The sequence below is a fragment of the Streptomyces sp. NPDC037083 genome, from assembly GCF_055606485.1.
In genome coordinates, this window is the sequence record NZ_JBVJSQ010000004.1 from 1 (window position 1) to 26,996 (window position 26,996).

Sequence of the window (26,996 nt, forward strand, 5' to 3'; positions counted from 1 at the left end):
CCGACCCGAAGCCCTACGTCTGGACGAAGACCGCGGACGAGATCCTCGAACGCCTCGCCAATTATCTGAACAGAATTCCTGACTCAGAAGACTAGCGCCGCCAGGGACCCGTCACGGCGAACGTCGTCCCGGGGGTGTAGCAGTTGACGTACATGGTCTCGCCGTCGGGCGAGAAGGTGACGCCGGCGAACTCGCCCCACTCGGGGGCCTCGGGCGTTCCGATGTTCTGGCGGCCCCGCGCCATCGCGTACACCTCGCCGGCTCTGGTCACGCCGAAGACGTGCTGTGCGCCGTTGCCGTCCTCGCACACCATCAGGCCGCGGCTCGGTGCGAGACAGATGTTGTCCGGGGACTCGCCGGGGAGCTGCACGTCGGTGTCCGGGCCGAAGACGACCACGAGGGTGAGACTGCGGCGCTGCGGGTCGTAGCGCCAGATCTGGCCGAAGTGATCGGCCGCCGAGCCGTCCGCGCCGCGTGCGAACGAGGAGACGAAGTACACACACCGCCCACCCCAGTAACAGCCCTCCAGCTTCTGGGCGTGCGTGATGCCCTTCGGGCCGAAGTCCTGCAGGCGGACCGGGGTTTGGGCGGCGAGCGGGTCCGGTACGTCCACCCACTCGATGCCGTCGAAGGCGGTGCCGGCGGTCTGGACGGCGGACAGGTCCGCCACTCCGGGGACGCGCATCGCCTGGAGGCGGCCTCCCGCGCGCAGCGAGCCCACCCCGCCCAGCGGCTTCTCCGGGAGGAAACGGTAGAAGAGGCCGAACGGCTTGAGGAAGGCGTCCTCCGTTTCGTAGACGATGCCGCGGTGCGGGTCGACGGCGATCGCCTCGTGCTGGAAGCGGCCCATCGCGGTCAGCGGGACGGCGCCGGTGCGGTGCGGGTCCGCGGGATCGACTTCGAAGATGAAACCGTGATCCTTCGTGTAACCGTTCGTGCCGGCCTTGTCCTCGGTCTCCTCGCAGGTCAGCCAGGTGTGCCACGGGGTGGGCCCGCCCGCGCAGTTGACGGCCGTGCCGGCGATGGCGACCCGCTCCGAGAGCACCTTGTTCCGGGAGTCCAGCGTCAGGGCCGTACAGCCGCCCTTGCCGGCCGGATCGTAGGTCAGGCCCTCGATCGTGGGGACGGGGTGCACGGCGGTGGGGCGGTTCTCGTGGTTGCGGACCAGGTGCACGCGACCGCTCCGGCCGGGCAGGGCCGTCATGCCGTCGTGGTTCGAGGGCACCGGGCCCTCGCCCGAGCGCAGCGGGTCGCCCTCACGGGACAGGACCCGGTAGCGGAAACCCTTGGGGAGGTCGAGCAGGCCGTTCGGGTCGGGTACGAGGGGGCCGTAGCCTTCGTGGCCGAGGCCCTGCGCGGTCGCGGTGCCCGCGAAGAGGTCGGAGAGGGCGCCGGTGAAAGCGATGCCCACTCCCACTCCCAGGGCGCCGCTGCCGGCGAGGATCTGACGTCGTGTCGCAGACATGGGAAAACCTTCCTGCTGGCGGACAGGAACTGTGATCCCGCTGTGTCTATCACCCGGAGTGCGCCCCGGGAACCACGCGCGTGGCACGTGTCACTCGTCGACGACCTCCGGCTGAGCCGGCGGAGTGCGCGGCGGCGGAGACGACGACGGGGGCGGCACGGGCGCCGGGGGAGCCGCGGGCGAGCGCTGGACGGACTGCTGCGCGAGCGGCTGCCGCGCCCATTCCGGAAGCTCTTGCGCCACCGGTGGCTGTACCCCGTCCGGAGGCGTCCCCTCGGGAAGCTCTTGCGCCACCGGTGGCCGCACCCCCTCCGGGGGCGCCCCCTCCGCAAGCTCCTGAGACACCGGCTGCTGCACACCGTCCAGCGGCTGCTGCGAGACCGGCTGCGGCCCACCCGCCGGAGCCGCCCCCTGCGGAGGCTGCTGGGACACCGGTTGCTGTGCCTTCTCCAGGAACCGCAGCAGTTCCACCGGGAACGGCAGGACCAGCGTCGAGTTCTTCTCGGCGGCCACCGCCACCACCGTCTGGAGCAACCGCAGCTGCAGGGCGGCCGGCTGTTCGGACATCTCCTTGGCCGCCTCGGCGAGCTTCTTCGACGCCTGGAGCTCGGCGTCCGCGTTGATGATCCGCGCCCGCCGCTCGCGGTCGGCCTCGGCCTGGCGGGCCATCGAGCGCTTCATGGTGTCCGGCAGGGACACGTCCTTGATCTCGACCCGGTCGATCTGCACGCCCCAGCCGATGGCGGGGCTGTCGATCATCAGCTCCAGGCCCTCGTTGAGCTTCTCGCGGTTCGACAGCAGGTCGTCCAGCTCGCTCTTGCCGATGATCGAACGCAGCGAGGTCTGCGCCATCTGCGAGACGGCGAAACGGTAGTCCTCGACGTTGATGACCGCGGCCGCGGCGTCCACCACCCGGAAGTACACGACGGCGTCGACCCGGACGGTCACGTTGTCGCGGGTGATGCCCTCCTGGGCGGGGATCGGCATCGTCACGATCTGCAGGTTGACCTTGTGGATCCGGTCCACGGCCGGGACGACGAGGGTGAGCCCCGGCGGGCGGACGGCGCCGTGGAGCCGGCCGAGGCGCAGGACCACCCCGCGCTCGTACTGCTTGACGACCCGCGCGGCGGCGGCGAAGTACACGACGCCCCCGGCGGCGACCGCCGCGGCGGCGCCCAGCAACTCCTGGAGCATGACGACCCCCTCGACAAGAGGTCCGTGACAGCCGTTCTGTCTGCTCCTCAACAATATGCCCGCCGTCCGGCCCGGGGCCACGCCCCGAGCCCCGGACCGTACGGAGGCTTCTGCCGGCCCTGCCGCGCTACCCGGTGGTGACGGGTTGCGCGACGTTCACCGGTTCCTTGACCTTCACCGGCTCCGTGCCGACGGCGCTGTGTCGTTCGGCCCAGGTCTCCAGGGCGGAACGGCAGGCGTGGTCGAGGTGGTGCAGACCGGAGAGGTCGAGTTCCACCGGGCGGTCCTGCGGAAGGGCCTCCAGGCTGTCGAGGATCTTCGGCAGGCGCAGGAAGGTCGCGTTGCCCGACAGATGCGCCTGGACCGGGCCGGCGCCCTTGTCGACGATCTCCATCTTGATGTGCGAGGCCTCCCAGGCCGTCTTGACCACGGCCAGCGCGAGACCGATGAGGACGCCCTCGAACATGCTGACCGCGACGATCGACACGGCCGTGACGACCAGGATGAGCGCCTCGCCGCGGTGCTCGCGCCACAGTCCCGCGACCGCCCGCACGGGGACGAGCTTGGCGCCCGCGTGCACGAGGACGCCGGCCAGCGCCGGGATGGGGATGTAGGCCAGCACGCCCGGCAGCAGGGCCGCGAACAGCAGCAGCCACACGCCGTGCATCACCCGGGACGCCTTGGTCCGCGCGCCCGCCTGCACGTTGGCCGCGCTGCGCACGATCACCGCGGTCATCGGCAGCGCGCCGAGGATCCCGCAGAGCGTGTTGCCCGCGCCCTGGGCCATCAGTTCCTTGTCGTACTCGGTGCGCGGGCCGTCGTGCAGCCGGTCCACCGCCGCCGCGCTGAACAGCGACTCGGCGGACGCGATCAGGGTGAACGCGACGATCGTGGCGAGCAGGCCGACGTTCGCCAGGTCGCCGAAGGCCGCGAACGGCGGCGGCTGCAGGGAGCCCATCAGGCCCTGCACCTCGACGGTGGCCACCGGCAGGTTCAGCACCAGGGCGGCGAGCGTGGCCAGGCCCACCGCGGCGAGCGGGGCGGGCACGGTGCGCACCTTCGCCGGCAACCGCTTCCACAGAACCAGCACCGCGATGGTGCCGACGCCGAGCAGGAGCGAGGCCGACGCGTCGGCGTCGCCGACCGCGTTCACGAGCGCCTCGGGCAGGCCGGCGATCTTCTCCAGGCCGGAATCGGGGGCCTTGCCGCCCACCATCGAGTACAGCTGACCGGCGATCAGCACCAGACCGATTCCGGCCAGCATGCCCTCGACGACCGAGACCGAGATGGCCCGGAAGTAGCGGCCCAGCTTCAGGGCGCCCATGGCGAGCTGCAGCAGGCCGGTGGCGAGGACGATCACTCCGAGGACGGGCAGGCCGAACTCCTGCACGGCCTCGTAGACCAGCACGGTCAGACCGGCCGCGGGACCGGACACCTGCAGGGAACTGCCCCGCATGAGCCCGGTGACGATGCCGCCGACGATGCCGGTGACGAGCCCCAGCTCGGCCGGCACGCCGGAGGCGACGGCCACGCCCACGCACAGCGGGAGCGCGACGAGGAAGACGACGAGGGAAGCGGCGAAGTCCTGCTTCAGATGGGGGAACCTGGATATTCGCCCGGAGCTCTTCTGGTTCATCGCGGCGCTCACAGGGCTTCGAAGCCGTCGGTGTCGACGCGGTGTTCGCGCACCGCGCCGGTGTGGACTTCGTAGTACCAGCCGCGTACGCGAAGCCGCCCGTCGGCCATCCGCTTCTCGACGCAGGGGTAGGAACGCAGGCGCAGCAGTTGGGCCAGGACGTGGTTCTGCACCGCCCGCATGACCGTCGGGTCGTCGGGATCGGCGGATCCGGGCTCGTCCGCGGCGTGCGCGAGCCAGTCGCGTACGGCGGGGACGCCGTCGAGGTCGTCGCCGCGTACCAGGGCGCCGACGGCGCCGCAGTGCGAGTGGCCGCAGACCACGACGTCGCGGACGCCGAGCACCTCCACGGCGTACTCGATGGTGGCCGCCTCGCCGGTGGGGCGGTCGGAGACGTAGGGGGGCACGATGTTGCCGGCGGTGCGCAGCTCGAAGAGCTCGCCGGGGCGGGCGCCCGTGATCAGGGCGGGAACGACCCGCGAGTCCGAGCAGGTGATGAAGAGGACTTGGGGGGACTGGCCTTCGGCGAGTTTGGCGAACTCCTCAGGGCGCTGTCCGAACGTACGGGCGTTGTCGATGAGGGGCTGCATGGCGTGACTCCTCCTGGCGCGCCGTGGGGGCGCGTCGGATGTGCAGGACACAGGACAGGTGGGGGAGATGCTGTTCTGCTCTGCTCTCTCAGCAGCGGAAGACCTGGAGGGCCGCCGGAGAGTGGCCCGCCGAGGATCTCGACGGGCGATGATGTCGATCGCCGGGCCGGGCCGGCTGGTGCGCGCCCGCGGGATCCTGCGAGAGCAGCGTGCGCTCGGGCTCCTGGGGCGCCGACGCCGGGGAGGTGGTGGCGCGGTGGCGGTCGCGGGTGCGCAGGGGGTCGGCGGGACCGCCGGAGCGGTCGCAGTCGCGGTGCGTGACCGTCTCGTCGCGCTTCGCCTTGCCGGAGGACTTGATTCCGGGCTGGGTCTTGGCCTCGGCCTGACGCACCGTGTGCGCGTGTGCGAAGGAGGACTTCGGTGCGAAGAACGGAAGGGCGAGCAGGGCGGCGGCGAGGATCGAGATCACGGCCCGAGCCGTCGTACCTCGGAACATGCGCCCCCCTGCGGATTGATCGCACTTCTAGTCCAGACCAACGGTTGGTCAACGGCTGGTCAAGAAACACGTTAACCCTGCGAAGTTGTTTGCAGGGTTAACTCGACGTTTCGAGATGAAGTGCGCCTCAAAAGCGAGGGGTGGGTGGCCTGAAGCGACTCTTGACCCGGCGGCGAAGATCGTTTATTGAGGTTCGACGAGCCGCTGGGCGTCGCGGGCCAGCGCGGTGAGCCGGGAGATCGCGCGGAAGTACTTCTTGCGGTAGCCGCCGTTCAGCATCTCCTCGCTGAACAACCGGTCGAAGGGGAGTCCGGAGGCGAGGACCGGGACCTCGCGGTCGTAGAGCCGGTCGGCCAGGACCACGAGCCTGAGCGCCGTGGACTGGTCGGGCACCGGCCGCACGTCGGTGAGGCAGACCGCCCTCAGGCCGTCCGTCAGCGCGCCGTAACGGCTCGGGTGGACCTTGGCGAGATGCTCCAGCAGGTGCGGGAAGTCGTCGAGCGAGGCGCCCTCGGTCGCGTACGCCGCCTTCGTCACCTGCTCGTCGGAGTACGGCGCCGGCGCCTCGGGCAGGCCGCGGTGCCGGTAGTCCTCGCCGTCGATGCGCAGCGCGCGGAAGTGCGCCGACAGGCCCTGGATCTCGCGCAGGAAGTCGGCCGCAGCGAACCGGCCCTCGCCGAGCTTGCCGGGCAGGGTGTTGGAGGTGGCGGCGAGCGCGACGCCCGCGTCGACCAGCTTGCCGAGCAGCGTCGACACGAGAACGGTGTCTCCGGGATCGTCCAGCTCGAACTCGTCGATGCACAGGAGGCGGTGCCCGGAGAGGGTGCGCACCGTCTGCTGGAAGCCGAGGGCGCCGACGAGGTTGGTCAGCTCGACGAACGTGCCGAACGCCTTGAGGGCGGGCTCGGCAGGGGTGGCGTGCCACAGCGAGGCCAGGAGGTGGGTCTTGCCGACGCCGTAGCCGCCGTCCAGGTAGACGCCGCGCGGTCCGGCGGGCGTCCTGGGGGTCTTCGCCCGGCCGAAGCCGAGGAACCCCCGCTTGGCGGCGCCGGACGCGTGCGCCCCGCCGAGTCCGCTCGCGAAGCTCTCCAGCACGCCGACCGCCTCGGTCTGGCTGGGCTGGTCGGGGTCCGGGACGTAGGTGCCGAACCGGACCGAGTCGAAGCGCGGCGGTGGCACCATCTCGGCCACCAGCCGGTCCGCGGGGACGTGCGGCTGACGGGCGCAGAGGGACATCGGGGCCGCGTCGGCTATCGGGCTGAGACCGGAGGCGGAAGAGGAGGACGACACGGTTCCCCATGCTACGGGGCGTGCCAGACTGCCTGACATGCGACGGCTGTTCCCTGTGACCGACCAGACAGCGACGACCCGCCCCGGCGGCGGGCCGCTCGAAGCACCCGCAGAGTCCTCGGGCCAGTCCTCGGGCGAGGGGGGCGGCCCGTCCCGCGACCGGGACCGGGACCGCGAGTGGAGCCTCGACGAACTCGCCGACGCCTACGCCTACCCGGAGCCCGTCCCCGGGCAGCCGCGTTCCTGGCTGCGGGCCAACATGGTCTCCACGCTCGACGGCGCGGCCCAGCACGACGGGCGCTCGCAGCCCATCTCCACCGCCGCCGACATGCGGATCTTCGGCACGCTGCGAGGGCTCGCGGACGTGGTCGTCGTCGGCGCGGAAACGGTACGCCTGGAGGGCTACCGCCCCGCACGCGCGCGTGCGGAGTTCGCGCGGCGGCGCGAGACGGCCGGACAGGGGCCCGCGCCGGCCGTCGCGGTCGTCACCGCCGGCCTCGACCTGGACTTCTCGCTCCCGCTCTTCACCTCGCCGCTGGTCCCCACCCTGATCCTGACGGGCGCCGCGGCCGCGCCCGACAGGGTCGCGGCCGCGGAGAAGGCCGGCGCGCGGGTGGTGATCGCCGGTGACGGCATGGGCGTGGAGCCGGACCGGGCCGTACGCGTCCTCGCCGAGCTCGGACACACCCGGTTGCTGACCGAGGGCGGTCCCCGGCTGCTGGGGCAGTTCGTCGCCGCCGGAGTGCTCGACGAGCTGTGCCTGACGGTCTCCCCGATGCTCACCGTCGGCGACGCGCAGCGCATCGCGGGCGGGCCGTCGGTCGCCGTCCCGCAGCGCTTCGCGCTGGTGTCCCTCCTGGAAGAGGAGGGTTTCCTGTTCGGCAGGTATCAGCGGCCGTGAAGCCGGATATGAGTTCGATCGTTGCGTGTGGTCCGGAATCGGCGGAATCAACCGTTCCGTTTCGCGTCCGGCGGGCACACTGAATCTCGCAGCCCCCGTGCGAGCACGGGGAAGGATGGTTTCCGCAGGGCCGCGAGCGGCCCACGGAGGACCGAGGGCCACGGGGGCCCTCGAAGGAGAATGGGGCGCTGGTGTTCACAAGCGTGTTGATGATCGAGAAAGCCCTGACGTCCGCCGACGTGGAGTTCGTCACCACCTTGCACGGCGACGAGCCGGTCGCCTTCCACGTGCTGCTCCAGCCGCGGGGCGACCAGGCGGACCGTTTGCTGCGCGCCATCGACGACGTGGCCCTCGGCGAGCTCGACGAGGCAGCGCGGGAGAACGAGACGCCCGAGGGCGACGAGGCGAAGGGGTTCGGCGTGCGGGCCCTGGAGGTGTCCTTGCAGGCGCTGAAGGCCTCCGGCAGCCCCGCGGTGGGCCGGCTGGTGGAGGACCACCCGCTGGACGCGCTGAAGTCCCTGGTCGCGGAGGTGGGCGCGGACGAGGTGATCGTGCTGACCGATCCCCACTACGTCGAGGAGTTCTTCCACCGGGACTGGGCGTCCCGGGCCCGGCACAAGGTGGGGGTGCCGGTGCTGAAGCTGTTCTCGCACAGCAAGGCGTAGCGGGCGCGGAGCGGGACACGGGAGGGCGGCGACCGGCTGCCCGCGGCCCTGAGTCGGCCCGGGCGGGCTCCGCCCCATAGGGTGGGGACGCACTGGACGTCGTAGCGCACCTTGGGAGACAGCACATGGCACCCGGCCTTCCTACCGCCATGGACCGACCGCACTTCATCGGCATCGGCGGGGCCGGGATGTCGGGGATCGCGAAGATCCTGGCCCAGCGCGGGGCGAAGGTGGCCGGCAGCGACGCCAAGGAGTCCGAGACGGCCGCGGCCCTGCGGGCGCTCGGGGCGACCGTGCACATCGGACACGCCGCAGGTCACCTGGCCGACGACGCCAGCTGTGTCGTCGTGTCGTCGGCGATCCGCGCCGACAACCCCGAGCTGGCCCGCGCGGCCGAGCTCGGCATCCCGGTGGTCCACCGCTCGGACGCGCTCGCCCGGCTGATGGACGGACTGCGTCCGATCGCCGTCGCCGGCACGCACGGCAAGACGACCACCACGTCCATGCTCGCGGTGTCGCTGTCCGAGCTCGGGCTGAACCCCTCGTACGCGATCGGCGGCGACCTGGACGCGCCCGGCTCCAACGCGCTGCACGGCGAGGGCGAGATCTTCGTCGCCGAGGCGGACGAATCGGACCGCAGCTTCCACAAGTACGCGCCCGAGGTCGCCATCGTCCTCAACGTCGAGCTGGACCACCACGCCAACTACGCCTCGATGGACGAGATCTACGAGTCCTTCGAGACCTTCGCCGGGAAGATCGTGCCCGGCGGCACCCTGGTGATCACCGCCGACCACGAGGGCGCGCGGGAACTGACGCGGCGCGTCGAGGGCGTGCGCGTGGTGACGTACGGCGAGGCCGAGGACGCCGACGTGCGGGTCCTGTCCGTCGTCCCGCAGGGGCTGAAGAGCGAGGTGACCGTCCTGCTGGACGGCGACGAGCTCACCTTCGCGGTCTCGGTGCCCGGCCGCCACTACGCGCACAACGCCGTCGCCGCGCTGGCGGCGGGCGTCGCCCTGGGCGTCCCGGCCGCGGAGCTGGCCCCCGCCCTGGCCGCCTACACCGGCGTCAAGCGCCGGCTGCAGCTGAAGGGCGAGGCGGCGGGCGTCCAGGTCGTCGACTCCTACGCCCACCACCCCACCGAGATGACGGCCGACCTGGAGGCGATGCGCGCCGCGGTCGGCGACGCCCGCATCCTCGTCCTCTTCCAGCCCCACCTGTTCTCCAGGACCCAGGAACTCGGCACCGAGATGGGGCAGGCACTGGCCCTGGCGGACGCCTCCGTCGTCCTCGACATCTACCCGGCCCGCGAGGACCCGATCCCGGGCGTCACCAGCGAGCTGATCATCGACGCGGCCCGGGCCGCCGGCGCGGACGTCACGGCCGTGCACGACAAGGACGAGGCGCCGTCCGTGATCGCGGGAATGGCGAAGGCCGGTGATCTCGTTCTCACCATGGGCGCGGGCGACGTGACGGACCTGGGCCCGCGCATTCTGGACCGTCTTTCCCAGTGAGGGGCTGAGGCTCATGTCGTACGACGTCGAAAAGCCGGACGAGCAGTGGCGGGCGGAGCTGACGCCGGCCGAGTACGCCGTCCTGCGCCAGGCGGCGACCGAGCCCGCGTTCACCGGTGAGTACACCGACACCAAGGCCACGGGCGTCTACTCCTGTCGGGCCTGCGGCGCCGAACTGTTCACCTCCGACACCAAGTTCGACTCCCACTGCGGCTGGCCGTCCTTCTTCGACCCCAAGGACACCGACGCTGTGGAGCTGATCGAGGACCGCTCGCACGGCATGGTGCGCACCGAGGTGCGGTGCGCCCGCTGCGGCTCCCACCTCGGACACGTGTTCGCGGGGGAGGGGTACCCGACGCCGACCGACCAGCGGTACTGCATCAACAGCATCTCGCTGCGGCTGGCGGCGGAGGACGACAGGGGCTGACGGCTCGGGACGACGGCAGGTGCCGGCGGCGCTCAGAGGTGCTTTCGCTGCACGAGCGCCGACAGCACAAGCATCCCCGGCAGCAGGGGCGCCCAGACCGTCAGCACCCGGTAGCCGATGACCGTCGCCGTGGCCAGGGGCAGCGGGGTGCCGTAGCCGGCCAGGGTGAGGACCAGGGCCGCGTCGACCGGGCCGATGCCGCCCGGCGCGGGAACGGCCCCGGCGACGGTGCTCGCCGCGAGGAACGCGAAGACCAACTGAGGCCAGGACAGGGGCAGATCCAGCGCCCTTCCCACCGACGCCACCACACCCGCCTGGATCAGCGGGGCCGCGAACGCTCCGCCCCACAGGGGGAGGAATCGGGAGGGGCGGGTGTGCAGGCGCCGGGCGTCGGTGAGGGCCGTACGGACGAACTCCAGGGCGGGCCGGCGCAACGGCCGGACGAATACGAGGAGCGCCGCGCCGGCCGCGGGCACCAGCAGGATGCCCACGGCGGCCAGGAGCAGCGTCCGTCCCTCCGGAAGGAGCCGGGCGGGGGGCACGGCCGTGGGCGCGGCGAGCAGGAAGATCAGGACCAGCGGTGTCTTCGCCACGGCTCTGACCAGGGAGTACAGCGCGATCGAGGCGGTGGCTCGGGGCAGCGCGATGCCCTGGCGCTGCAGGAAGCGGACGGTGACCGCGTGCGCCCCGATGCTCGCGGGCAGCACATGGTTCGCGGCGCCCGCGGCGATCTGGGAGGCCACCAGCAGGCCCCGCGGCAGCCGCTCGGGGATCGCGCCCTGCCGGACGCAGGCGGCGGCGACCGAGCCCAGGTAGGTGAGGAGGAGCCCGGTCAGCAGCCACCAGGGATCGGCGGTGGCCAGCCGGGCGGCGCCGTCGTGCACGGCACGCCGGTCGAGCGCCGCCCACATCGCGAGGACCAGCAGCGGAAGCAGGCCGAGGACGCGCCGGGCGGCGGTCCCGCCCGGCGCGCGGCGGCGGGCGTCCGCGTGCGGGTGCGGGTGCGGGCGCGGGTGGGGGCCCGGGGCCGCGGGGTCGTCGAGGGGCAGCAGGGACACGGCGCACGTCGTCCTTCCGCGTCGTCACCGCGCGGCGGCGGCGTGACGGATCGGGGGCGAGCCTGAGGAGGGGACGGGGGAGTGGTTCCCCTCCGGTGTGACGGTGCGGTGTCCGGAAGCCGACGGAGTGCGGGCCGCAGGGCGACCGCGGTGCGGTGAGGCTGGGGGGGAGGTGCGGCGAGGCTGTGGGGTGTGCGGTGAGGCTGTGGGATGTCTGCCCGTACCCCTCGGCGTTCATCCCGCAAGAGCGCGGAGGTTCCCCCGGCTCGCCGCACGGACGGCCGTCCCGCACGCGCACGCCCCGGCCGCCGCGACGGCGACGCCGTCTGCACCGGGCTGCCGGGGGGCGGGTGCGGACGTCGGCCTGCCGGATGGTGGTCTGCCGGGCGGCCTTCCGGGCATGGGCCCTTCTGGGCATGGCCCTTCCGAGCATGGGCGTGCCGCACGGAAGGCCGATCGCACGGCGGCCGCCCGTGCGTGGCTTGCCGTATGGCGGTCACCGGGCGGCGTGGGTTTGCCGTACGGCGGTCTGCCGGGCGTCGGCCTGCGCGCGGCGGTCTGCCAGGCGGCGCCTACCGCGCGGCGGGCCGGCGTTCGGGCGTGGTCGGTTGCAGGGGGAGCGTCATGGTGAACACCGTGGCCTCCTGGGTGAGGCCCAGTTCCAGCGAGCCGCCGTGGGCCCGGACCAGGGAACGGGCGACCGACAGGCCCAGGCCGCTGCCGCCGCGGTCGCGGCTGCGTGCCTTGTCGACGCGGTAGAAGCGGTCGAAGACGCTGTCGCGGTCGCCGGGCGGGATGCCGGGGCCCTTGTCGGCCACGTGGACCCGCGCCGCGTCCGGCGAGACGGCGACCCCGACGGAGACCGGCGTGCCCGCCGGGGTGTGCACGGCGGCGTTGGTGAGGAGGTTGTCCAGGACCTGCCGGATGCGGTGCGGATCCATCCGCAGCGGTACGGCGGCCGGGCCGGGGGACACCGTCAGCGGATGGCCCGGACGGCTCGCGCGAAACGCGTCGGCCGCCTGCTCGACCAGCTCCACCAGGTCCGCCTTCTCCATCCGCAGAGGCGTCTCCACCTCGGCCGCGTCCAGCCGGGCCAGCAACAGCAGATCGTCCAGGAGGACGCCCATCCGGGCGGCCTCGGCGCGAAGCCGGGCCAGGTGCTTGTCACGCTCCTCGGGCGCGTTGGCGGCCGCGTACTGGAACAGGTCCGCGTAACCGCGCACGGACATCAGGGGTGTGCGCAGCTCGTGCGAGGCGTCGGCGACGAAACGGCGCAGCCGCTGTTCCGCCTCCGCACGCACGGCGAGGGAGTCGTCGATGTGCTCCAGCATCGTGTTGAAGGCCGTGCGCAGCTCCTCCACCTCGGGACCGCCGCCGGGGGCGTCCGCGCGCAGATGCAGCCGGGACGCCGACTCGGTCAGGTCGTGGGAGGCGATGCCGTGCGCGGTGTGCGCCATGTCGCTCAACGGCTTCAGGCCGCGCCGCAGCAGGGCCCGGCCGAACACCACGAGAGCCAGCAGCGCCAGGCCGAACGTGACGACCTGGATCGTGATCAGCTGCCGGACGGTGTCCTCGAGGTCGTCCATGGGCGCGCCGCTGACCAGCACCACCCCGGGCTCCACCTCGCACGCGCGCAGCCGGTAGGCGCCCTTGCCCGCGAGGTGCGCGGTCCGCAGCACCTCAGCGCGGGCGCCCGTCTGCGCCCTGGCCAGCGCGGTGAGGTCGGCGACGTCCTCGGGCAGGTCGCCGGGGTCCTCGGGCTCGCGCAGCACGGGCCGGCCGTCGCGCACGTCGTACACGGCGTAGTACCAGCCCCAGTACTTCTTCCCGGTCAGCGAGCCGGAGTCCGCGATGCTCTTGGACTGCGCGACCTGGGCGATCGCGAGCTGGTCGTCGAGCTGGGCGGACAGATAGTCCCGCATGTACGTCGTCAGGGCCGTGCCGACGACCGCGAACACGACCAGCGACAGCGCGCCCAGACCGAGCGCCAGCCGGGTGCCGAGCCGCAGTCCGCGGTACGACTGCCAGTGCCGGCGGATCACTCGGCCGCCTGCCGGATCACGTATCCGAAGCCGCGCACCGTCTGGATCAGCGGATCGTCGCCCGTCGCGTCGAGCTTGCGGCGCAGCCGGCTGACGACCAGCTCGACGACGTTGGAACGGCCGCCGAAACCGTACTCCCACACATGGTCGAGGATCTGCGCCTTGGTGAGCACGGTCGGTGACTTGCGCATCAGATAGCGCAGCACCTCGTACTCGGTGGGCGTGAGCGTCAGGAGGGCGCCGTCCCGCCGGACCTCCCGGGTGTCCTCGTCCATGGTGAGATCGGCCACCCGCAGCACCGACCGCTGGAAGCCGGGACCCGCGCTGCGCCGCAGAACGGTCCGCAGCCGGGCCATCAGCTCTTCCACGGCAAACGGTTTCACCAGGTAGTCGTCCCCGCCCCGGGTCAGCCCGGCGACACGGTCGGCGACCCCGTCGCGCGCCGTGAGGAACACCACCGGCACCATCGTGCCCGACTGCCGCAGACGGTCGAGGACACCGAAGCCGTCGAGGTCGGGCAGCATCAGGTCGAGCACCACGATGTCGGGATGGAAGTCGGCGGCGCGGCGCAGCGCCTCCTCTCCCGAGTTCGCGGTGACCGCGTCCCAGCCCTCGTAGCGGGCGACCGTCGCCACGAGATCGGCGATCGGCGGGTCGTCGTCCACGACGAGGAGTCGTACTTTTTCCACCCGCTCATAGTGCGCCACCCGTCCCGCAGCGCCAGACCCGCGGTCCACCCGTGCCCACATCGGTAGGATCTTGAAAGTTCTATGACAGGAAAACGACAGCGAAGCACGGAGAAGCTCTGTGTTCTGAGCACCTGATCGAGGAGTTTTCCGTCCGCATCGAGGAGTTTCCGTCCGTGACGACCGTCCAATCGCCTCCCGCGCCCCCCACGGCGATACGTCCGAAAGTGGTGGCCCGCACCGGCCTGTACGCCGTGCTGGCCGCGAACGCGGCCGTCGTGACCTGCTTCGCCGTCCAGGCGGGCTTCGCCTCCAACGCGCTGGTGGTCATCGGCCGGTTCGCCGGCCTGTACGCCGCCCTGCTGATGGCGTTCCAGCTGTTGCTGGTGGCCCGGCTGCCCTGGCTGGACCGCCGCATCGGCATGGACCGGCTCACCAACTGGCACCGCTGGACCGGCTTCGGCCTGCTGTGGACGCTGGTCGGGCACGTGGTGTTCATCACCTACGGCTACGCGGATTCCTCGGCGGACTCGTCGGTGAACCCGGTGAGCCAGCTCGTCGACCTCGCCGAGACCGTCGAGGGCGTCTTCCGCGCGGTGGTCGCCATGGCGCTGATCCTGGTCGTCGGCGGCGCCTCCGCCCGCTGGGCCCGCCGCCGGCTCGCCTATGAGACCTGGCACTTCATCCACCTGTACACCTACGTGGCCGTGGTGCTGGCCTTCACCCACCAGGTCGCGGTCGGCACGACGTTCACCGCGTCGTCCGCCGCCACGGCGTACTGGTACGCGGTGTGGGGCGTCGCCCTCGGCTCGGTCCTCCTGGGCCGACTCGTCCTCCCCCTGTGGCGGAACTGGCGTCACCAGTTGCGCGTCGAGTCGGTCGTGTCCGAGGCGGACAACGTCGTGTCCGTCTACATCACCGGCCGGGACCTGGACAGACTGCCCGCCCGGGCCGGCCAGTTCTTCCTGTGGCGGTTCCTGACCAAGGACCGCTGGTGGCAGGCGAACCCGTTCTCCCTGTCGGCCGCGCCCGACGGCTCTCGGCTGCGGCTGACGGCGAAGGCCGCCGGCGACGGCTCCGCCGGCCTGCGCCATCTCGAGCCCGGCACCCGTGTCTTCGCCGAGGGCCCCTACGGCGCCTTCACCGCGATGCACCGCACCCGCCCGGAGGCCCTGCTCATCGCCGGCGGCGTCGGCGTCACCCCGATCCGGGCGCTGCTGGAGGAGATCCACGGGCACGCGGTCGTCATCTACCGGGTGGCCGGCGAGCGCGACGCCGTCCTCTACGACGAGCTGCGCGAACTGGCCGTCGCCAAGGGCGCCGAGCTCCACCTCGTCACCGGGCCGTCGGTGCCCGACCGGCTGGTGCCGCGCGAACTCGCCGCGCTCGTGCCGGACATCGCGCAGCGGGACGTCTTCCTGTGCGGGCCGCCGCCGATGATGAACGCGGTCCTCGGCACCCTGCGCGAGCTCGACGTGCCCAAGCCGCAGATCCACTTCGAGCGTTTCAGCCTGGCGGGATGAGAGAGACATCGTGAAGCGAGCAATACCTGTCCTGGTCCTGTCCGTTGTGGGCCTGATCCCGGTCTGGCGCTACGAGCCCTCGACCGGTACGACGTCCACCGCCGAGGCCGCCTCGACGCCCTCCGGGTCCTCCTCGACCTCCCCCACCGGATCGACCGTCTTCACCGGTGGGACCGTGACCACCGACAAGGGCGACGTGCAGGTCCAGGTGACCTTCGACGGCGACGAGATCACGGCTGTGAAGATGCTGAAGCAGCCGAATCACCCGCAGACGACGGCGGCCGTGCCGAAGTTGATCGCGCAGACGCTCGCGGCGCAGAGCGCGGACGTCGACACCGTTTCCGGCGCGACCGTCACGAGCGACGGTTACCGGGAGTCCCTGCAGGCCGCCATCGACGCACAGGCCGCCGCCGCGTCGGCGTCCCCGTCGGCCTCCGCCGCGGCGTCGCGGACCGTGGCGGGTCCGACGGTGAACACCGACAAGGGCGACGTGCAGGTCCAGGTGACCTTCGAGGGTGACGAGATCACGGCTGTGAAGATGTTGAAGCAGCCGAATCACCCGCAGACGACGGCGGCCGTGCCGAAGTTGATCGCGCAGACGCTCGCGGCGCAGAGCGCGGACGTCGACACCGTTTCCGGCGCGACCGTCACGAGCGACGGTTACCGGGAGTCCCTGCAGGCCGCCATCGACGCCAAGGGCGCCTGACGTGCACCGCGTCGAGCACGTGATGGGGTTCCCGGTCTCGCTGCGGGTCGACGACAGCGTCGTCCGCGACGAGACCGGGGACGCGGTGTTCGCCTGGCTGCGTGAGGTCGACGCACGGTTCAGTCCGTTCAGGGCCGACAGCGAGGTGTCCCGGTACGGCCGGGGCGAGCTGCCGGCCGACGAACTGAGCGCCGACCTCGTGGAGGTCCTCGACATCTGCGAGCGCTACCGGGCGGCCACCGGCGGCGCCTTCGACGTCCGGCTGCCCGGCCGCGGCCTCGACCCCTGTGCGGTGGTCAAGGGCTGGTCCGTGCAGCGGGCGGCCGAGCTGCTGACGGGGGCCGGACTCGGCCGGTTCTGCCTCAACGCCGGAGGCGACGTGGTGGTGTCCGGAGGGCCCTGGCGGGTCGGCGTGCGGCACCCCGCGATCGCCGACAAGCTGTGCGCCGTCCTCGACGTCACCGATGCGGCGGTCGCGACCTCGGCCCGCTACGAGCGCGGCGACCACATCGTCGACGGCCGCACAGGGCTTCCGGCCACCGGCCTCGACAGTCTCACCGTCGTCGCCCCGACCCTGACCGAGGCCGACACCGTCGCCACGGCCGCCTTCGCCATGGGCGCGGAGGGCGTCGAGTGGGCGGCGGCACAGGTCGGCTGCGAGGTGTACGCCGTCCTGCCCGGCGGGCGCGTCCTGCGCACCGGCGGATTCCCGGCGGCGGGGACGGCGGCCGCGTGAGCGAGGTTGCTTCCGTCCCTGCGGGGCCGCCCTCGGGGTGACGTGCATGAAGGCGGGCCACCGGTGAAACCGGCGGCCCGCCCATTCGCGCGCACGGCACGGTCCCCGCTCGGGGGTCTCAGCCGACGTCGGACGCGTCCAAGCGGTAGAGGCCGCTGTAGTCGGACACGGCCGTGCCGTTCGCCTTGACCCAGGTCGAGATCTCGGAGTTCGAGAGGCCCCGGCCGCTGTCGCCGACCACGATGTAGTGCAGCCTGCCCGCCTTCACGAGGCTCTGCAGCTTGGCGAGCGTCATCGCGTCGTCGCTGCCGGACCAGCCGCCCATCGAGATGACCGGCTCACCCGACTCCAGGATGATCGACGCGGCCGTCTGGTCGGTGGCCACCGCCACCAGCCAGGTCGCCCCGTCCTGGTTCTTCTCCAGGTAGGCGATCACCGCGGACGACACCTCGGCGCCACCGCCCGTGCCACCACCGGCGGTACCGGACTCGGCGGCCCCGGCCGAACCGCCGCTCGTCGAGCCGCCGCTCGTCGAGCCCCTGCCGGTCGAGCCGGTGCTGTTCGATGGCGGCTGTCCCCTGTCCGGGGTGCCTCCTGAACCGCTCGGCGTCTCGCCCGAGTCGGTGCCCGGAGCGTCGTTCGTTCCTCCGGACGGCCGGCCGCCGCCCATGCCGCCCATGCCGCCGGTGTTCGGGCCGGCCGTCGGGTTGGTGCCGTTGGTGTCGGAGGCGGCGGCCGAGAGCGAGTAGGCGGCCGGCCCGGCGAGCAGGGCCACCACCGCGGCCAGCGCCGCGACGCCCGCCGGCCGCCGCCGCTCGGCGAACCGGCCGATCAGCAGCCCGATCACCGCCGCGGCGCCCGCCACCCCGGCCACGACCTCGGCGACCCTGTACGGCGTCCCGGAGCCGGAGACCCGCTGGAGCAGCACGACCGCCCACGCCGAGCTCGCGGCGACCGCGGTCGGCAGCACCCAACCCCACCTCACCGCGGGCCTGTTGCGGAAGGCGTTGTGGAGCATGACGCCGCCCGCGCCGGTCAGGGCCGCGATGCCGGGGGCCATGGCGGTGACGTAGTACGGGTGGAATGTGCCCTCGGCGAGGGCGAAGGTCAGGTAGTGCAGGACGAACCAGCCGCCCCACAGCATCAGCGCGGCCCGCCTGGCGTCGGTGCGGGGCGCCCGGCCGCTCAGGACCAGCCCCGCCACCAGAGCGATCGCCGCGAAGGGGATCAGCCAGGAGATCTGACCGCCCATGATGTCGTTGAACATCCGGAACAGACCCGCGTCGCCGCCGAAGCTCGCGCCGTTGCCCTGCGAGCCCACCGACGAACTCGCCCCGAAGATCCGCCCGAAGCCGTTGTAGCCGATGACCAGGTCCCAGACCGTGTTGTCGGTGGAGCCGCCGATGTAGGGGCGGGAGGAGGCCGGGATCAGATCGACGACCACCATCCACCAGGCGCTGGAGACGACCAGCGCGACCGTGCCGGCCGCGAGGTTGCGCACGCGCCTGCCCACCGAGGCGTTCGCGGCCCACAGATACACGAGGAAGAAGACGGGCAGGACGACGTACGCCTGCATCATCTTCGTGTTGAACGCGAAACCGATGGCGACACCCGACCACACCAGCGGCATCAGCCGGCCGGTGCGCACCGCCTTCAGCAACGCGGCCGCGCCCAGCAGCATCAGCAGGACGAGGATCGGGTCCGGGTCGGTGTCCCGGGTGATGGCGACCGTGATGGGGGTGAACGTCAGCGCCAGCGCGGAGAGCGTGGCCGCCACGGCGCCGAAGTCCCGCTTGACCAGTCGGTGTACCAGGGCCACGGAACCGGTTCCCGCGGCGACCATCGGCACCAGCAACTGCCAGGCGCCGTACCCGAGGACGCGGGCGGACAGGCCCATTACCCACAGGGCGAAGGGCGGTTTGTCGACGGTGATGAAGCTGCCGGCGTCCAGGGCGCCGAAGAAGAAGGCCTTCCAGCTCCTGGTGCCGCTGTAGACGGCCGCGTCGTAGAACGTGTTGCCGGTGATCGAGGAGAGGTTCCAGGCGTACAGGGCCGTGGCCAGCACGAGGATCGCCCACAGGGCGGGGCGGGACCAGCGCGGGTCCTCCGGGGCGCCGGTGAACAGGCGTCTGGCGCGGGAGGAGAGTCCGCCGCCGGACGGCGGGGCCGCACAATGGCGGGATCCGTCCTCCTGGACGGGGGCGGGCGGCGCGGCGAGGGTCGTCATGACGCGTACTCCAGGTGGGTGTTCGCCCCGGCGGGCAGCTCGGCGAAGGAGGCGGTGCGGGCGGTCGGCGCCTTGAACACCGGCGCCACGATCTCGACCGAGCGCTGCCGGACCCCTCCCGCGTTCGTTTCGTTCATGACCATGACGATCGGGGCCGTGTCTGGGGGATCCCTGAGCCGATCCTGAGCGGCGAGTGAGAATCAGCGGACTCACAGGGCGCGCACAGGCGGAACCGCTTCACCCGGGTCGGTGGCGGATCACTGATCTGGTACGCGGTCTAGACTCTCCCCGCAACGACCCGAACTCGATCGGTCGAGTGCGGGCAGAAATTGCCAGACCCGAAGGGTATTCGGCGTTTTGATACGGATAGATTCAGTCACCAAGCGGTACCCGGACGGCACGGTGGCGGTCGACCGGCTCTCCCTCGACATACCGGACCGTTCGATCACCGTCCTCGTCGGCCCCTCGGGCTGCGGCAAGACGACCACGCTGCGGATGATCAACCGGATGGTCGAGCCCAGCGAGGGCACGATCCTCATCGACGGCGTCGACAGCCGCAGACAGCCGGTCAACACCCTGCGCCGGTCCATGGGTTACGTCATCCAGAACGCCGGACTCTTCCAGCACCGCACCGTCGTCGACAACATCGCCACCGTGCCCAGGATGCTCGGCTGGAGCAAGGACAAGGCCCGCGCGAGGGCCCGCGAACTGATGGAACGGGTCGGACTCGACGCCTCGTTCGCCAAGCGGTATCCCTACCAGCTCTCCGGCGGCCAGCAGCAGCGGGTGGGCGTGGCCCGGGCGCTCGCCGCCGATCCGCCCGTCCTGCTGATGGACGAACCCTTCTCCGCCGTCGACCCGGTCGTCCGCAAGGGCCTTCAGGACGAACTCCTGCGCATCCAGGCCGAGTTGGGCAAGACCATCGTCTTCGTCACCCATGACATCGACGAGGCCGTCAAGCTCGGCACGATGGTCGCCGTGCTGCGCACCGGGGGCCGGCTCGCCCAGTTCGCGCCGCCCGCCGAGCTGCTGTCCGACCCCGCCGACGACTTCGTCGAGGACTTCCTCGGCGCCGACCGCGGCATCCGGCGTCTGTCGTTCTTCTCCTCCGCCGGCCTGGAACTGCTCACCGCCCCGGTCGTGGCGGTCGACGCCACCGCCGAGCAGATCGCCGCCCGCGGCGCGGCCGAGGCGCCCTACGTCCTCGTCACCGGCCTGGACGGCCGTCCGCTCGGCTGGAGCGAGCCCGGCCGGCTCACCGCCGGACAGGTCGACGCCGACCGACTGCTGCCGTTCGGAAGGCCGTTCGTCGCCGGGCAGGACTCGCTGCGGGCCGCGCTCGACTGCGCCGTCCTGTCGCCCACCGGCTGGGCGGTCGCCGTGGACGCCGAGGGCCGGGCCGCCGGAGTCGTCTCGCAGGCGGCCATCGCGGAGGCCATCCGAGGCGCCCACGCGGCCGGGCGCGCGGAGCGGCCGGACACCGCGGAGCCCGTCCAGAAGGTCATCCGGTGAACCGCTTCTTCGACATCCCCAGCGATCTCCAGCACGACTGGCTGGGCCTCATCGGACTGCATCTGCGCGAGGCCCTGCTGCCGGTGCTGGGCGGGCTGCTGCTCGCGCTGCCGCTGGCCCAGTTGTGCGTGCGGCTGCGCTGGCTGTACCCGCCGGTGCTGTGGGTGACGACCGTGCTCTACGCCATCCCGTCCCTGGCCTTCTTCGTCGTCCTCATCGACTACACCGGGCAGACCGAACTGACGGTGATGATCCCGCTCACGATCTACACCCTGGTGGTGCTCGTGCCGGCGATCGTCGACGGCGTCCGCTCGGTGCCGCAGGAGACCCTCGCCGCCGCGACCGCCATGGGCTTCGGACCCGTACGCCGTTACGTCCAGGTCCAGTTGCCGATCGCGGTGCCCGCCATCATCGCCGGTCTGCGGGTGGCGACGGTGTCCAGCATCAGCCTCGTCAGCGTCGGCATGCTGATCGGCAACCAGGGCGCGCTCGGCAACCTGCTGCACGACGCGCAGATCTACAACAGGCCCGAACTCGCCTGGAACTCCGTGCTCACCAGCGCCGCCCTGGCGGTCCTGGCGGACGCCCTCCTGGTCGTCGTGCGTGTCGTGCTCACCCCCTGGATGCCGAGCGGCACCCGCCGCGGCGGGGCCAGGGCCGCCGGCGTCCGGCCCGATCCGGCCGTGCCCGCCCTGGAGGACGCAGCCCGGTGAACGTACTCAACTTCGTGAACGCCTTCTTCAGCGACGGCGCCCACTGGCACGGCTACGACGGCATCCCCACCCGGCTGTGGGAACACGTCCAGTACTCCCTGGAAGCGCTGGCCCTCGCGGCCGCCATCGGGCTGCCCGTCGGCCTGGTCACCGGCCACTACGGACGGGGCGGAAACGTCCTGTCGCTGGTGGCCACCGCCGCCCGGGCGCTGCCCACCTTCGGCCTGCTCGTCGTGACGACCATCCTGCTCGGATTCGGCATGCTGCCCGTGATGATCCCGCTGGTCGTCCTCGCCGTCCCGCCGATCCTGGTCACCACCTACGAGGCGGTGCGCTCCGTCGACCCGTCCCCGGTGGACGCCGCGCGCGGCATGGGCATGCGCGAGGCCGACGTCCTGCTGCGTGTCGAACTGCCCGTCGCGCTCCCGCTGATCCTCGGCGGGCTGCGCTCGGCGGCCATCCAGATCGTCTCCACGGCGACCATCGCCGCGTACGTCAGCCTCGGCGGCCTCGGCCGCTACATCGTCGACGGCCTCTACCAGCACGACTACGAGAAGGTCGTGGGCGGCGCCACCCTGGTCGCCGGCCTGGCACTGGTGACGCTGGGGGTGTTCTGGGCGGCGGCCAAGGCGGCGGTGTCGCCGGGGGTGCGCGGGAGCAACTAGGGCGTCGTCCGGATCGGCCCCGGCCCCGGCTCGGGCCCGATCCGGACGACGACGCCGTCCCCGCGTGCCCCGCCGGGGACTGCGCTCCGGGCGCCGGTCGTCGTCGCGGCCGCGCTCGCCGTGGGTCAGCCCTCGGAACGCGCCAGGGCCTGTTCCAGCACGACGAGCAGCGCGTCCCTCACCGAGCCGCGCTCGCGGGCGTCGAAGACCAGCAGCGGAACGCCGTCCGACACGTCGAGGGCCCAGCGCACCTCCTCCAGCGTGTGCGCCAACTGGCCGTCGAAGGCGTTCACGGCGACGGCGAACGGGATCTGCTTGTGCTCGAAGTAGTCGACGGCGGCGTAGCAGTCGTCGAGCCGTCGGGTGTCGACGATGACCAGCCCGCCGACCGCGCCCTCCACGATGTCGTCCCACATGAACCCGAACCGCTCCTGCCCGGGCGTGCCGAACAGGTACAGCTTCAGAGTCGGGTCGATGGTGATGCAGCCGAAGTCCATCGCGACCGTGGTCGTGGTCTTGCGCGGAGTGTGACTGAGATCGTCCACCCCCGCCGCGACCTCCGTGATGGCCGCCTCGGTGGTCAGCGGCTCGATCTCGGAGATCGAGCCGACGGCGGTGGTCTTGCCCACGCCGAAGCCGCCCGCGATCACCAGTTTCACCGGCAGCGGCGGCCGTACGGCGGACTGGCCGGCCGAGGCGCGGACCAGCGGTTCAGTCGGTGTCACGGAGTACCCCCCGGGAGTCGGGGATGGCCCGCAGGCCATCGATAACCCTGCGCAGGACGGACGCGTCGTGGGTGACGCCGGAGTCGGGCACGTGCACCGACAGCTGCCCCGCCGCCCGCAGGTCCTCGGCGAGGACCCGCACCACGTTCAGGTGCAGCCGCAGCCGGGCCGCGATCTCCGCGATGGACTGCGGCACGCGGCACGCGGCGACGATGTCGTGCTGCTCGAACGAGAGCCGGTCGAGCGCGTCGATCCCCTCGGTGGTGGCCACCAACTGGGTCTCCACGGGCATCGTCCGGCCGGACGACGCCTCGCCCGCGCCGCCCGCCACCCGTCCGGCGGTGACCAGGAAGGGCCGGACGGCGGGTGCGGGCCCGACGGGGGCGACGCCGTCCTCGCCGGCCCCGCGCGGGGTGCGGCCGTCCGCCATCGGTGTTCGCTTTCTCTACGGTCTCTGCGGTGGCACGCGTTCAGCGCGTACGCGTGACGCCGACGCTGTTCTTCAGCTCCAGGACGAGCTGCGGGCTGAGCGCGGCGCCGGCGCGGTTGGCGAACACCGTCATCTCGTAGGCGATGTTGCCCAGCTTGGCCTCCTTGTCGGTGACCACGCCGAGCACGGCGCCGCTGCCGATCGCGGAGACCAGCACATGACCGCCCTCCAGATCGATGATGACCTTGTTCAGGCCGCCCAGACCGTAGTTGCCGGAGGCGCCCGCCGCCAGGCTGGTGATGCCCGAGACGATCGCGGCCAGTCGTTCGGAGTCGGCGTGCTCGCGCAGCTCCGACACGGCGATCAGCAGCCCGTCGGAGGACACCGCGATGGCGTCCACGACCCCCGCGGTCTCGGTGGCGAAACGGTTGAGCAGCCAGGTGAAGTCGGCTGCGGCGGCCCGCAGATCGGTCGGCTTGGCGTCTCCGGCGGGAGTCTCACCTGTCGACGTGCTCACTGCTCGGCTCCTTCCGGAAGGTGCTTCTGGCGGTGCGTGGTGTCCCGGCCGGCGGTCGGGCGGGCGGTCGGGTCGGTCGGCTCCGACGGGTCGGACGGCGCTGTCCGATCGGTCCGGTCGGTGCGTTCGGGCCGATGGTCGGGACGGCGGTCGGGATGTCCGTCCGGACGGCTGTCGGGATGTCTGTCGGGCCGGCTGTCGTGCTGCCGCGCGACCGGGTCCTCGGCGGGGCCGAAGGGGACGGCGTCGGCGCCGGTGCCTGCGGGGCGCGGGTGTTCGCCCGTGTCGCCGCCGGTGTCCCGGTGTGCGCGGGCGACGGCCGCCTCGAACTCCTCGAGCGCACTGCGCACCGCGTCCGCGTCGGCGGGGCGGGCCGCCCGGCGGGCCGCCTGCTGGGCGGCGGCTTCGGCGGTCGTGCGCAGAGTGGCGCCGCGCACGCGCCGCCTGAGCGGACGGGACCCGTCGCCGACGCCCGGCGCCGCCCCGACGTCGCCCGGTGCGGACGTCCCCGCTGCCGGAGCGTCCGCCCCCGACCGGGACGGGGAGGGAGCGGCGGAACCCCCGGGGCTCGTGGAACCCGCGGAGCTGTGAACGCCGCGTGCGGCACGTCCGCCGCCGTCGGCGGAGACCGTCTGTCCCTCACGGGCTGCGTCCTGCGTGCGGTCCGTGGCGGCGGTGGCGTCGTCGGGACCGGACGTCGTGCGCGAGTCGGTCGCCGGTTCGGGGGCGCGGGAGCGGCTCGCCGCCTCCGTCGCGCCTGCGGGGGAGGGACGCTCCGTGGTGCGCGCGTGGACTTCGGTGTCCTCCCGTGCGGCAGCGCGGCTGTGGAGCGTCGGCGTGTGCGTGCGGGGCGCAGGGATGCCGGGTCCGGCATGGGTGAGGGGCGCGGGCCGGGACGGCTCGGCCGCGGTGTCCCGGGCCTCGGACCGGCCCGGAGCGGCGACGGCCTCGGACCGCGTCGTACGGGCCGGGTCGCCCGGCTCGGTGGCGTCCGCGGGGTCACCGGCCTCGTCCCCGCGGGTGCCGGGGGCGGGCTCGGCCGTGCCGGAGCCGGTCGTCGGGTTCCCGGCGCCGTTCTCGGAGGTGAGCGAGGGCTCGTTCTCCCGGTCGGCGGGGGACGGGTCGCGTCGGGGGACCCGGCGCGGGAGCGCGGCGGGCTCGTCCGCTTTCGTGGCCCAGGACGGGACCGAGGCGGACGGGGACGGCCCGGCCGCGGGCGCCGACGGAGCGGCCGGCGGGACGGCGACCGGGGCGGCCGGCGAGCCGACGGCGCCGGTCCTGCCCGCAGGGCCTGCCTCGCTCGTCGTCAGCAGCAGCGTCGACGGGATCAGCACCTCGGCCGTCACACCGCCGCCGGGGGTCCGGGACAGGGTGACGTCGACGTCCCAGCGGCGGGCGAGCGCGCCGACCACGAACAGCCCGAGCACCTTCGTCGGGACGAGGTCGAGGCGTTCGCGGCGCACCAGGCGGGCGTTCTCCTCGGCGAGGCGTTCGACGCTCATGCCCAGGCCGTGGTCGGAGACGGTGATCGACGCACCGTCGTGGTCGGAGCCGACCACCACCTCGACGGGACTGCCCTCGGGCGAGAACGACACGGCGTTCTCCAGGAGTTCGGCGATCATCAGCGTCAGGTCGCCGATGATGTCGGGTTCGACCATGGCCTCGGTCGTGGCCCGCAGCCGTACCCGCTGGAAGCCCTCGATCTGGCCGAGGGCGGCGCGAACGACGTTGGTGAGCGCCGTCGGCCCGGCGTCCAGGACGGTCTCGCGGATGCCCGCGAGCAGCATCAGGCTGTCGGCGTTGCGCCGCAGACGGACCGCGATGTGGTCGATGGAGTAGAGACGTTCCAGCAGAGCCGGGTCGGTCTCGCCGCGCTCCACCGCGTCGATCAGCGCGAGTTGACGCGTCGTCAGGTTGCTGACGCGGCGGCCCACGTTGCCGAACATCTCGGCCACGTTGCGCCGGCTGAGCACCTGGCGCTCCAGCAGCGCGGCCGCAGTGGTCTGGACGTTGTTGAAGGCCTCGGCGAGTTCGCCGATCTCGTCGTCCGCGGTGACCGGCAGCTCGCGCAGCCGCGGGGAGCCGGATTCCTCGGCGTCGTCGTCGGCGACGCGGGCGAGCTCGCGGCCCGCCACGTCGGCGACCTCCTGGGCGGCCCCCGTCAGCGCCAGCACCGGGCGCACCACCGAGCGGCGCACCAGGACGGCGAAGCCGATCCACAGGGCGAACCCGATCAGCGCCAGGTTGAGCAGCAGGCCCGCGCGCCACTGGGCGGCGGAGGCGGCGTGGTCGGCCCGGTCGGCGATCTGGTCGATGAGCGAGGCGGTGATCTTCAGGCGGGTCCGGGCCTGCGCGCTGTACTCGGGATAGGAGGAGAGGGCGTCCCGGAACGACGCGCGGATCGCGGCCTTGGAGTCGGCCTGCAGCGCGCTGGGATCCACGGCCAGTTCGGCGTAGTGCCGGCTGATCGAGGCCTGCGACGCGTTGTGCTCGATGTCGCCGAACTGCTCCGTCTGCGCCGCGGTGGCGAACCGGCCGAAGCGCTGGGCCTGGTAGGTGAACAGTTCGTACGAGCCGACCGCGCCCGTGAACTCGATGAGCGCGTTGCTGTCGCCGGTGCCCGCGGAGAACACGCCGGTCTCGTAGGCGCCGTGCGCGGCGTCGGCGCGCAGCAGCGAGTCGAGCAGGTTGCCGGTGAAGGTGGTCGCCAGCGCGGAGTTGCGGTCCAGGCCCAGGCCGTCGATGAGGCCGTCGGCGGCCCCCGAGTACGCCGGGTCGATGTTGTCGGCGGGCAGATAGCCCTGCTCGATGGTGGACCGAAGTCCGGCCAGACCCTGCACCTCCCTCAGGGCCTGCGTCTCGGAGTCCGGGAGGCGGTTGCCGAAGGCGTCGAGCACGTTCTGCACCTGCGCGTCCACGGCGGCCTGCGCCTGCCGGTAGGCCTCGGTGGAGGGGGTGCCGCCGTCGAAGGACGCCTCGTGCCGCACCGAGAGCAGGATGGCCTGCTGGTGTTCGGCCTGCAGATCGGCGACGAGCTGGGCGACCTCGGTGCTGTCACGGACCAGGTGGGCGGCGTTCTGCGCGCGGTTGTACTCCTGCACCAGGTCGACGATGAGGTACGTCAGCAGCAACGCGATCACCGTCAGCGGGATGCCGACCAGTACGTTCAGCTTGCGCTGGAAGGGCCACCGGTCGGCGAAACCCCGCAGCCCCCGACGCGCGGAGGACGAGGGCGAGGATGCCGACCGGGCGGGCGCGTCCACCTCTTTCGTGGACACCGG

The 26,996-nt window shown here is 72.4% G+C and carries 25 protein-coding genes; 10 read left to right on the top strand and 15 right to left on the bottom strand.

The genetic code is table 11. The annotated features are described in order from the left end of the window. Positions 1-91: 91 nt before the first annotated feature. The 6 genes from ACZ7DE_RS12185 to zapE form a co-directional block, all read right to left on the bottom strand. Positions 92-1,465, bottom strand: coding sequence for an alkaline phosphatase PhoX (locus tag ACZ7DE_RS12185; protein WP_470760130.1), 1,374 nt, complete (start codon positions 1,463-1,465; stop codon positions 92-94). A gap of 90 nt (positions 1,466-1,555) precedes the next feature. Continuing rightward, complete coding sequence (locus tag ACZ7DE_RS12190; protein WP_470760141.1) at positions 1,556-2,659, bottom strand: slipin family protein; 1,104 nt, start codon at positions 2,657-2,659, stop codon at positions 1,556-1,558. Positions 2,660-2,786: 127 nt separating this feature from the next. Next, on the bottom strand, positions 2,787-4,295 hold the full coding sequence (locus ACZ7DE_RS12195) for a SulP family inorganic anion transporter (protein WP_470760143.1): 1,509 nt from the start codon (positions 4,293-4,295) through the stop codon (positions 2,787-2,789). 8 nt (positions 4,296-4,303) lie between these two features. Then, complete coding sequence (locus tag ACZ7DE_RS12200) at positions 4,304-4,885, bottom strand: carbonic anhydrase (protein ID WP_470760145.1); 582 nt, start codon at positions 4,883-4,885, stop codon at positions 4,304-4,306. Positions 4,886-4,973: 88 nt separating this feature from the next. Then, on the bottom strand, positions 4,974-5,381 hold the full coding sequence (locus ACZ7DE_RS12205) for a hypothetical protein (RefSeq protein WP_470760147.1): 408 nt from the start codon (positions 5,379-5,381) through the stop codon (positions 4,974-4,976). Between the two features lie 183 nt (positions 5,382-5,564). Continuing rightward, the gene (gene zapE / locus ACZ7DE_RS12210) at positions 5,565-6,671 is read right to left on the bottom strand and encodes a cell division protein ZapE (protein WP_470760149.1); all 1,107 of its coding nucleotides are present in this window, start codon (positions 6,669-6,671) and stop codon (positions 5,565-5,567) included. A 37-nt stretch (positions 6,672-6,708) separates the two neighbouring features. Between zapE and ACZ7DE_RS12215 the strand changes: the two genes are divergently transcribed. The 4 genes from ACZ7DE_RS12215 to msrB all read left to right on the top strand — a co-directional run bounded on the left by ACZ7DE_RS12215 (position 6,709) and on the right by msrB (position 10,175). After that, positions 6,709-7,572: a pyrimidine reductase family protein gene (locus ACZ7DE_RS12215; RefSeq protein ID WP_470760151.1), complete on the top strand. Its 864-nt coding sequence runs from the start codon at positions 6,709-6,711 to the stop codon at positions 7,570-7,572. A 191-nt stretch (positions 7,573-7,763) separates the two neighbouring features. Beyond that, positions 7,764-8,237 carry an indole-3-glycerol phosphate synthase gene (locus ACZ7DE_RS12220; RefSeq protein ID WP_470760153.1) on the top strand — a complete coding sequence of 158 codons (474 nt, stop codon included), beginning with the start codon at positions 7,764-7,766 and terminating at the stop codon, positions 8,235-8,237. A gap of 125 nt (positions 8,238-8,362) precedes the next feature. Continuing rightward, positions 8,363-9,748 carry a UDP-N-acetylmuramate--L-alanine ligase gene (gene murC, locus ACZ7DE_RS12225; RefSeq protein WP_470760154.1) on the top strand — a complete coding sequence of 462 codons (1,386 nt, stop codon included), beginning with the start codon at positions 8,363-8,365 and terminating at the stop codon, positions 9,746-9,748. A 13-nt stretch (positions 9,749-9,761) separates the two neighbouring features. Then, on the top strand, positions 9,762-10,175 hold the full coding sequence (msrB, locus tag ACZ7DE_RS12230; protein WP_470760155.1) for a peptide-methionine (R)-S-oxide reductase MsrB: 414 nt from the start codon (positions 9,762-9,764) through the stop codon (positions 10,173-10,175). 32 nt (positions 10,176-10,207) lie between these two features. On the opposite strand, the gene ACZ7DE_RS12235 is transcribed toward msrB, so the two are convergent. From ACZ7DE_RS12235 to ACZ7DE_RS12245, 3 genes are all read right to left on the bottom strand, one after another. Continuing rightward, positions 10,208-11,233 carry a lysylphosphatidylglycerol synthase transmembrane domain-containing protein gene (locus tag ACZ7DE_RS12235; RefSeq protein ID WP_470760157.1) on the bottom strand — a complete coding sequence of 342 codons (1,026 nt, stop codon included), beginning with the start codon at positions 11,231-11,233 and terminating at the stop codon, positions 10,208-10,210. A gap of 572 nt (positions 11,234-11,805) precedes the next feature. Continuing rightward, positions 11,806-13,275, bottom strand: coding sequence for a sensor histidine kinase (locus ACZ7DE_RS12240; protein ID WP_470760159.1), 1,470 nt, complete (start codon positions 13,273-13,275; stop codon positions 11,806-11,808). Continuing rightward, positions 13,272-14,024 (bottom strand): response regulator transcription factor, encoded by a 753-nt coding sequence (locus ACZ7DE_RS12245; protein WP_470760161.1) that lies wholly within the window; start codon positions 14,022-14,024, stop codon positions 13,272-13,274. Before ACZ7DE_RS12245 ends, ACZ7DE_RS12240 begins: the two co-directional genes overlap by 4 nt. A 113-nt stretch (positions 14,025-14,137) precedes the next feature. Between ACZ7DE_RS12245 and ACZ7DE_RS12250 the strand changes: the two genes are divergently transcribed. The 3 genes from ACZ7DE_RS12250 to ACZ7DE_RS12260 are packed head-to-tail and all read left to right on the top strand — an operon-like array spanning position 14,138 to position 16,926. Further along, on the top strand, positions 14,138-15,484 hold the full coding sequence (locus ACZ7DE_RS12250; RefSeq protein WP_470760163.1) for a ferredoxin reductase family protein: 1,347 nt from the start codon (positions 14,138-14,140) through the stop codon (positions 15,482-15,484). A gap of 10 nt (positions 15,485-15,494) precedes the next feature. Continuing rightward, positions 15,495-16,190: an FMN-binding protein gene (locus ACZ7DE_RS12255; protein WP_470760165.1), complete on the top strand. Its 696-nt coding sequence runs from the start codon at positions 15,495-15,497 to the stop codon at positions 16,188-16,190. A gap of 22 nt (positions 16,191-16,212) precedes the next feature. Next, positions 16,213-16,926 (top strand): FAD:protein FMN transferase, encoded by a 714-nt coding sequence (locus tag ACZ7DE_RS12260; RefSeq protein WP_470761064.1) that lies wholly within the window; start codon positions 16,213-16,215, stop codon positions 16,924-16,926. 118 nt (positions 16,927-17,044) lie between these two features. Here ACZ7DE_RS12260 and ACZ7DE_RS12265 read toward each other — a convergent pair whose 3' ends face one another. Beyond that, complete coding sequence (locus ACZ7DE_RS12265; protein WP_470760167.1) at positions 17,045-19,153, bottom strand: ArnT family glycosyltransferase; 2,109 nt, start codon at positions 19,151-19,153, stop codon at positions 17,045-17,047. After that, positions 19,150-19,290 (bottom strand): hypothetical protein, encoded by a 141-nt coding sequence (locus ACZ7DE_RS12270; RefSeq protein ID WP_470760169.1) that lies wholly within the window; start codon positions 19,288-19,290, stop codon positions 19,150-19,152. The genes ACZ7DE_RS12265 and ACZ7DE_RS12270 overlap by 4 nt, the downstream gene beginning before the upstream one ends. A 220-nt stretch (positions 19,291-19,510) precedes the next feature. Here ACZ7DE_RS12270 and ACZ7DE_RS12275 point away from each other — a divergent pair, with 220 nt between their 5' ends. Genes ACZ7DE_RS12275 through ACZ7DE_RS12285 form a run of 3 tightly spaced genes read left to right on the top strand, consistent with a single transcriptional unit; the run spans position 19,511 to position 22,043 of the window. Further along, on the top strand, positions 19,511-20,665 hold the full coding sequence (locus ACZ7DE_RS12275) for an ABC transporter ATP-binding protein (protein WP_470760171.1): 1,155 nt from the start codon (positions 19,511-19,513) through the stop codon (positions 20,663-20,665). Beyond that, entirely contained in the window at positions 20,662-21,378 is a 717-nt protein-coding gene (locus ACZ7DE_RS12280) for an ABC transporter permease (protein ID WP_470760174.1), read from the top strand. Before ACZ7DE_RS12275 ends, ACZ7DE_RS12280 begins: the two co-directional genes overlap by 4 nt. Then, a complete protein-coding gene (locus ACZ7DE_RS12285) occupies positions 21,375-22,043 on the top strand; it encodes an ABC transporter permease (protein ID WP_470760176.1) in 669 nt (222 codons plus the stop codon). Before ACZ7DE_RS12280 ends, ACZ7DE_RS12285 begins: the two co-directional genes overlap by 4 nt. A gap of 125 nt (positions 22,044-22,168) precedes the next feature. Here the strand turns inward: ACZ7DE_RS12285 and ACZ7DE_RS12290 are convergent, their stop codons facing one another. From ACZ7DE_RS12290 to ACZ7DE_RS12305, 4 genes are read right to left on the bottom strand one after another with little or no spacing between them, the layout of a single operon-like run. Then, positions 22,169-22,768 (bottom strand): GTP-binding protein, encoded by a 600-nt coding sequence (locus tag ACZ7DE_RS12290; protein WP_470760178.1) that lies wholly within the window; start codon positions 22,766-22,768, stop codon positions 22,169-22,171. Continuing rightward, a complete protein-coding gene (locus tag ACZ7DE_RS12295) occupies positions 22,755-23,198 on the bottom strand; it encodes a DUF742 domain-containing protein (protein ID WP_470760180.1) in 444 nt (147 codons plus the stop codon). Before ACZ7DE_RS12295 ends, ACZ7DE_RS12290 begins: the two co-directional genes overlap by 14 nt. A 40-nt stretch (positions 23,199-23,238) precedes the next feature. Next, on the bottom strand, positions 23,239-23,715 hold the full coding sequence (locus ACZ7DE_RS12300; protein WP_470760182.1) for a roadblock/LC7 domain-containing protein: 477 nt from the start codon (positions 23,713-23,715) through the stop codon (positions 23,239-23,241). Next, on the bottom strand, positions 23,712-26,993 hold the full coding sequence (locus ACZ7DE_RS12305; RefSeq protein ID WP_470760184.1) for a sensor histidine kinase: 3,282 nt from the start codon (positions 26,991-26,993) through the stop codon (positions 23,712-23,714). The genes ACZ7DE_RS12300 and ACZ7DE_RS12305 overlap by 4 nt, the downstream gene beginning before the upstream one ends. Positions 26,994-26,996: the final 3 nt, after the last annotated feature.

Coding starts and splice junctions, on each gene's coding strand:
- ACZ7DE_RS12185 (WP_470760130.1), bottom strand. CDS start 1,465: ATGTCTGCGACACGACGTCAGATCCTCGCCGGCAGCGGCGCCCTGGGA.
- ACZ7DE_RS12190 (WP_470760141.1), bottom strand. CDS start 2,659: ATGCTCCAGGAGTTGCTGGGCGCCGCCGCGGCGGTCGCCGCCGGGGGC.
- ACZ7DE_RS12195 (WP_470760143.1), bottom strand. CDS start 4,295: ATGAACCAGAAGAGCTCCGGGCGAATATCCAGGTTCCCCCATCTGAAG.
- ACZ7DE_RS12200 (WP_470760145.1), bottom strand. CDS start 4,885: ATGCAGCCCCTCATCGACAACGCCCGTACGTTCGGACAGCGCCCTGAG.
- ACZ7DE_RS12205 (WP_470760147.1), bottom strand. CDS start 5,381: ATGTTCCGAGGTACGACGGCTCGGGCCGTGATCTCGATCCTCGCCGCC.
- ACZ7DE_RS12215 (WP_470760151.1), top strand. CDS start 6,709: ATGCGACGGCTGTTCCCTGTGACCGACCAGACAGCGACGACCCGCCCC.
- murC (WP_470760154.1), top strand. CDS start 8,363: ATGGCACCCGGCCTTCCTACCGCCATGGACCGACCGCACTTCATCGGC.
- msrB (WP_470760155.1), top strand. CDS start 9,762: ATGTCGTACGACGTCGAAAAGCCGGACGAGCAGTGGCGGGCGGAGCTG.
- ACZ7DE_RS12245 (WP_470760161.1), bottom strand. CDS start 14,024: ATGTGGGCACGGGTGGACCGCGGGTCTGGCGCTGCGGGACGGGTGGCG.
- ACZ7DE_RS12260 (WP_470761064.1), top strand. CDS start 16,213: ATGGGGTTCCCGGTCTCGCTGCGGGTCGACGACAGCGTCGTCCGCGAC.
- ACZ7DE_RS12265 (WP_470760167.1), bottom strand. CDS start 19,153: ATGACGACCCTCGCCGCGCCGCCCGCCCCCGTCCAGGAGGACGGATCC.
- ACZ7DE_RS12270 (WP_470760169.1), bottom strand. CDS start 19,290: ATGAACGAAACGAACGCGGGAGGGGTCCGGCAGCGCTCGGTCGAGATC.
- ACZ7DE_RS12295 (WP_470760180.1), bottom strand. CDS start 23,198: ATGGCGGACGGCCGCACCCCGCGCGGGGCCGGCGAGGACGGCGTCGCC.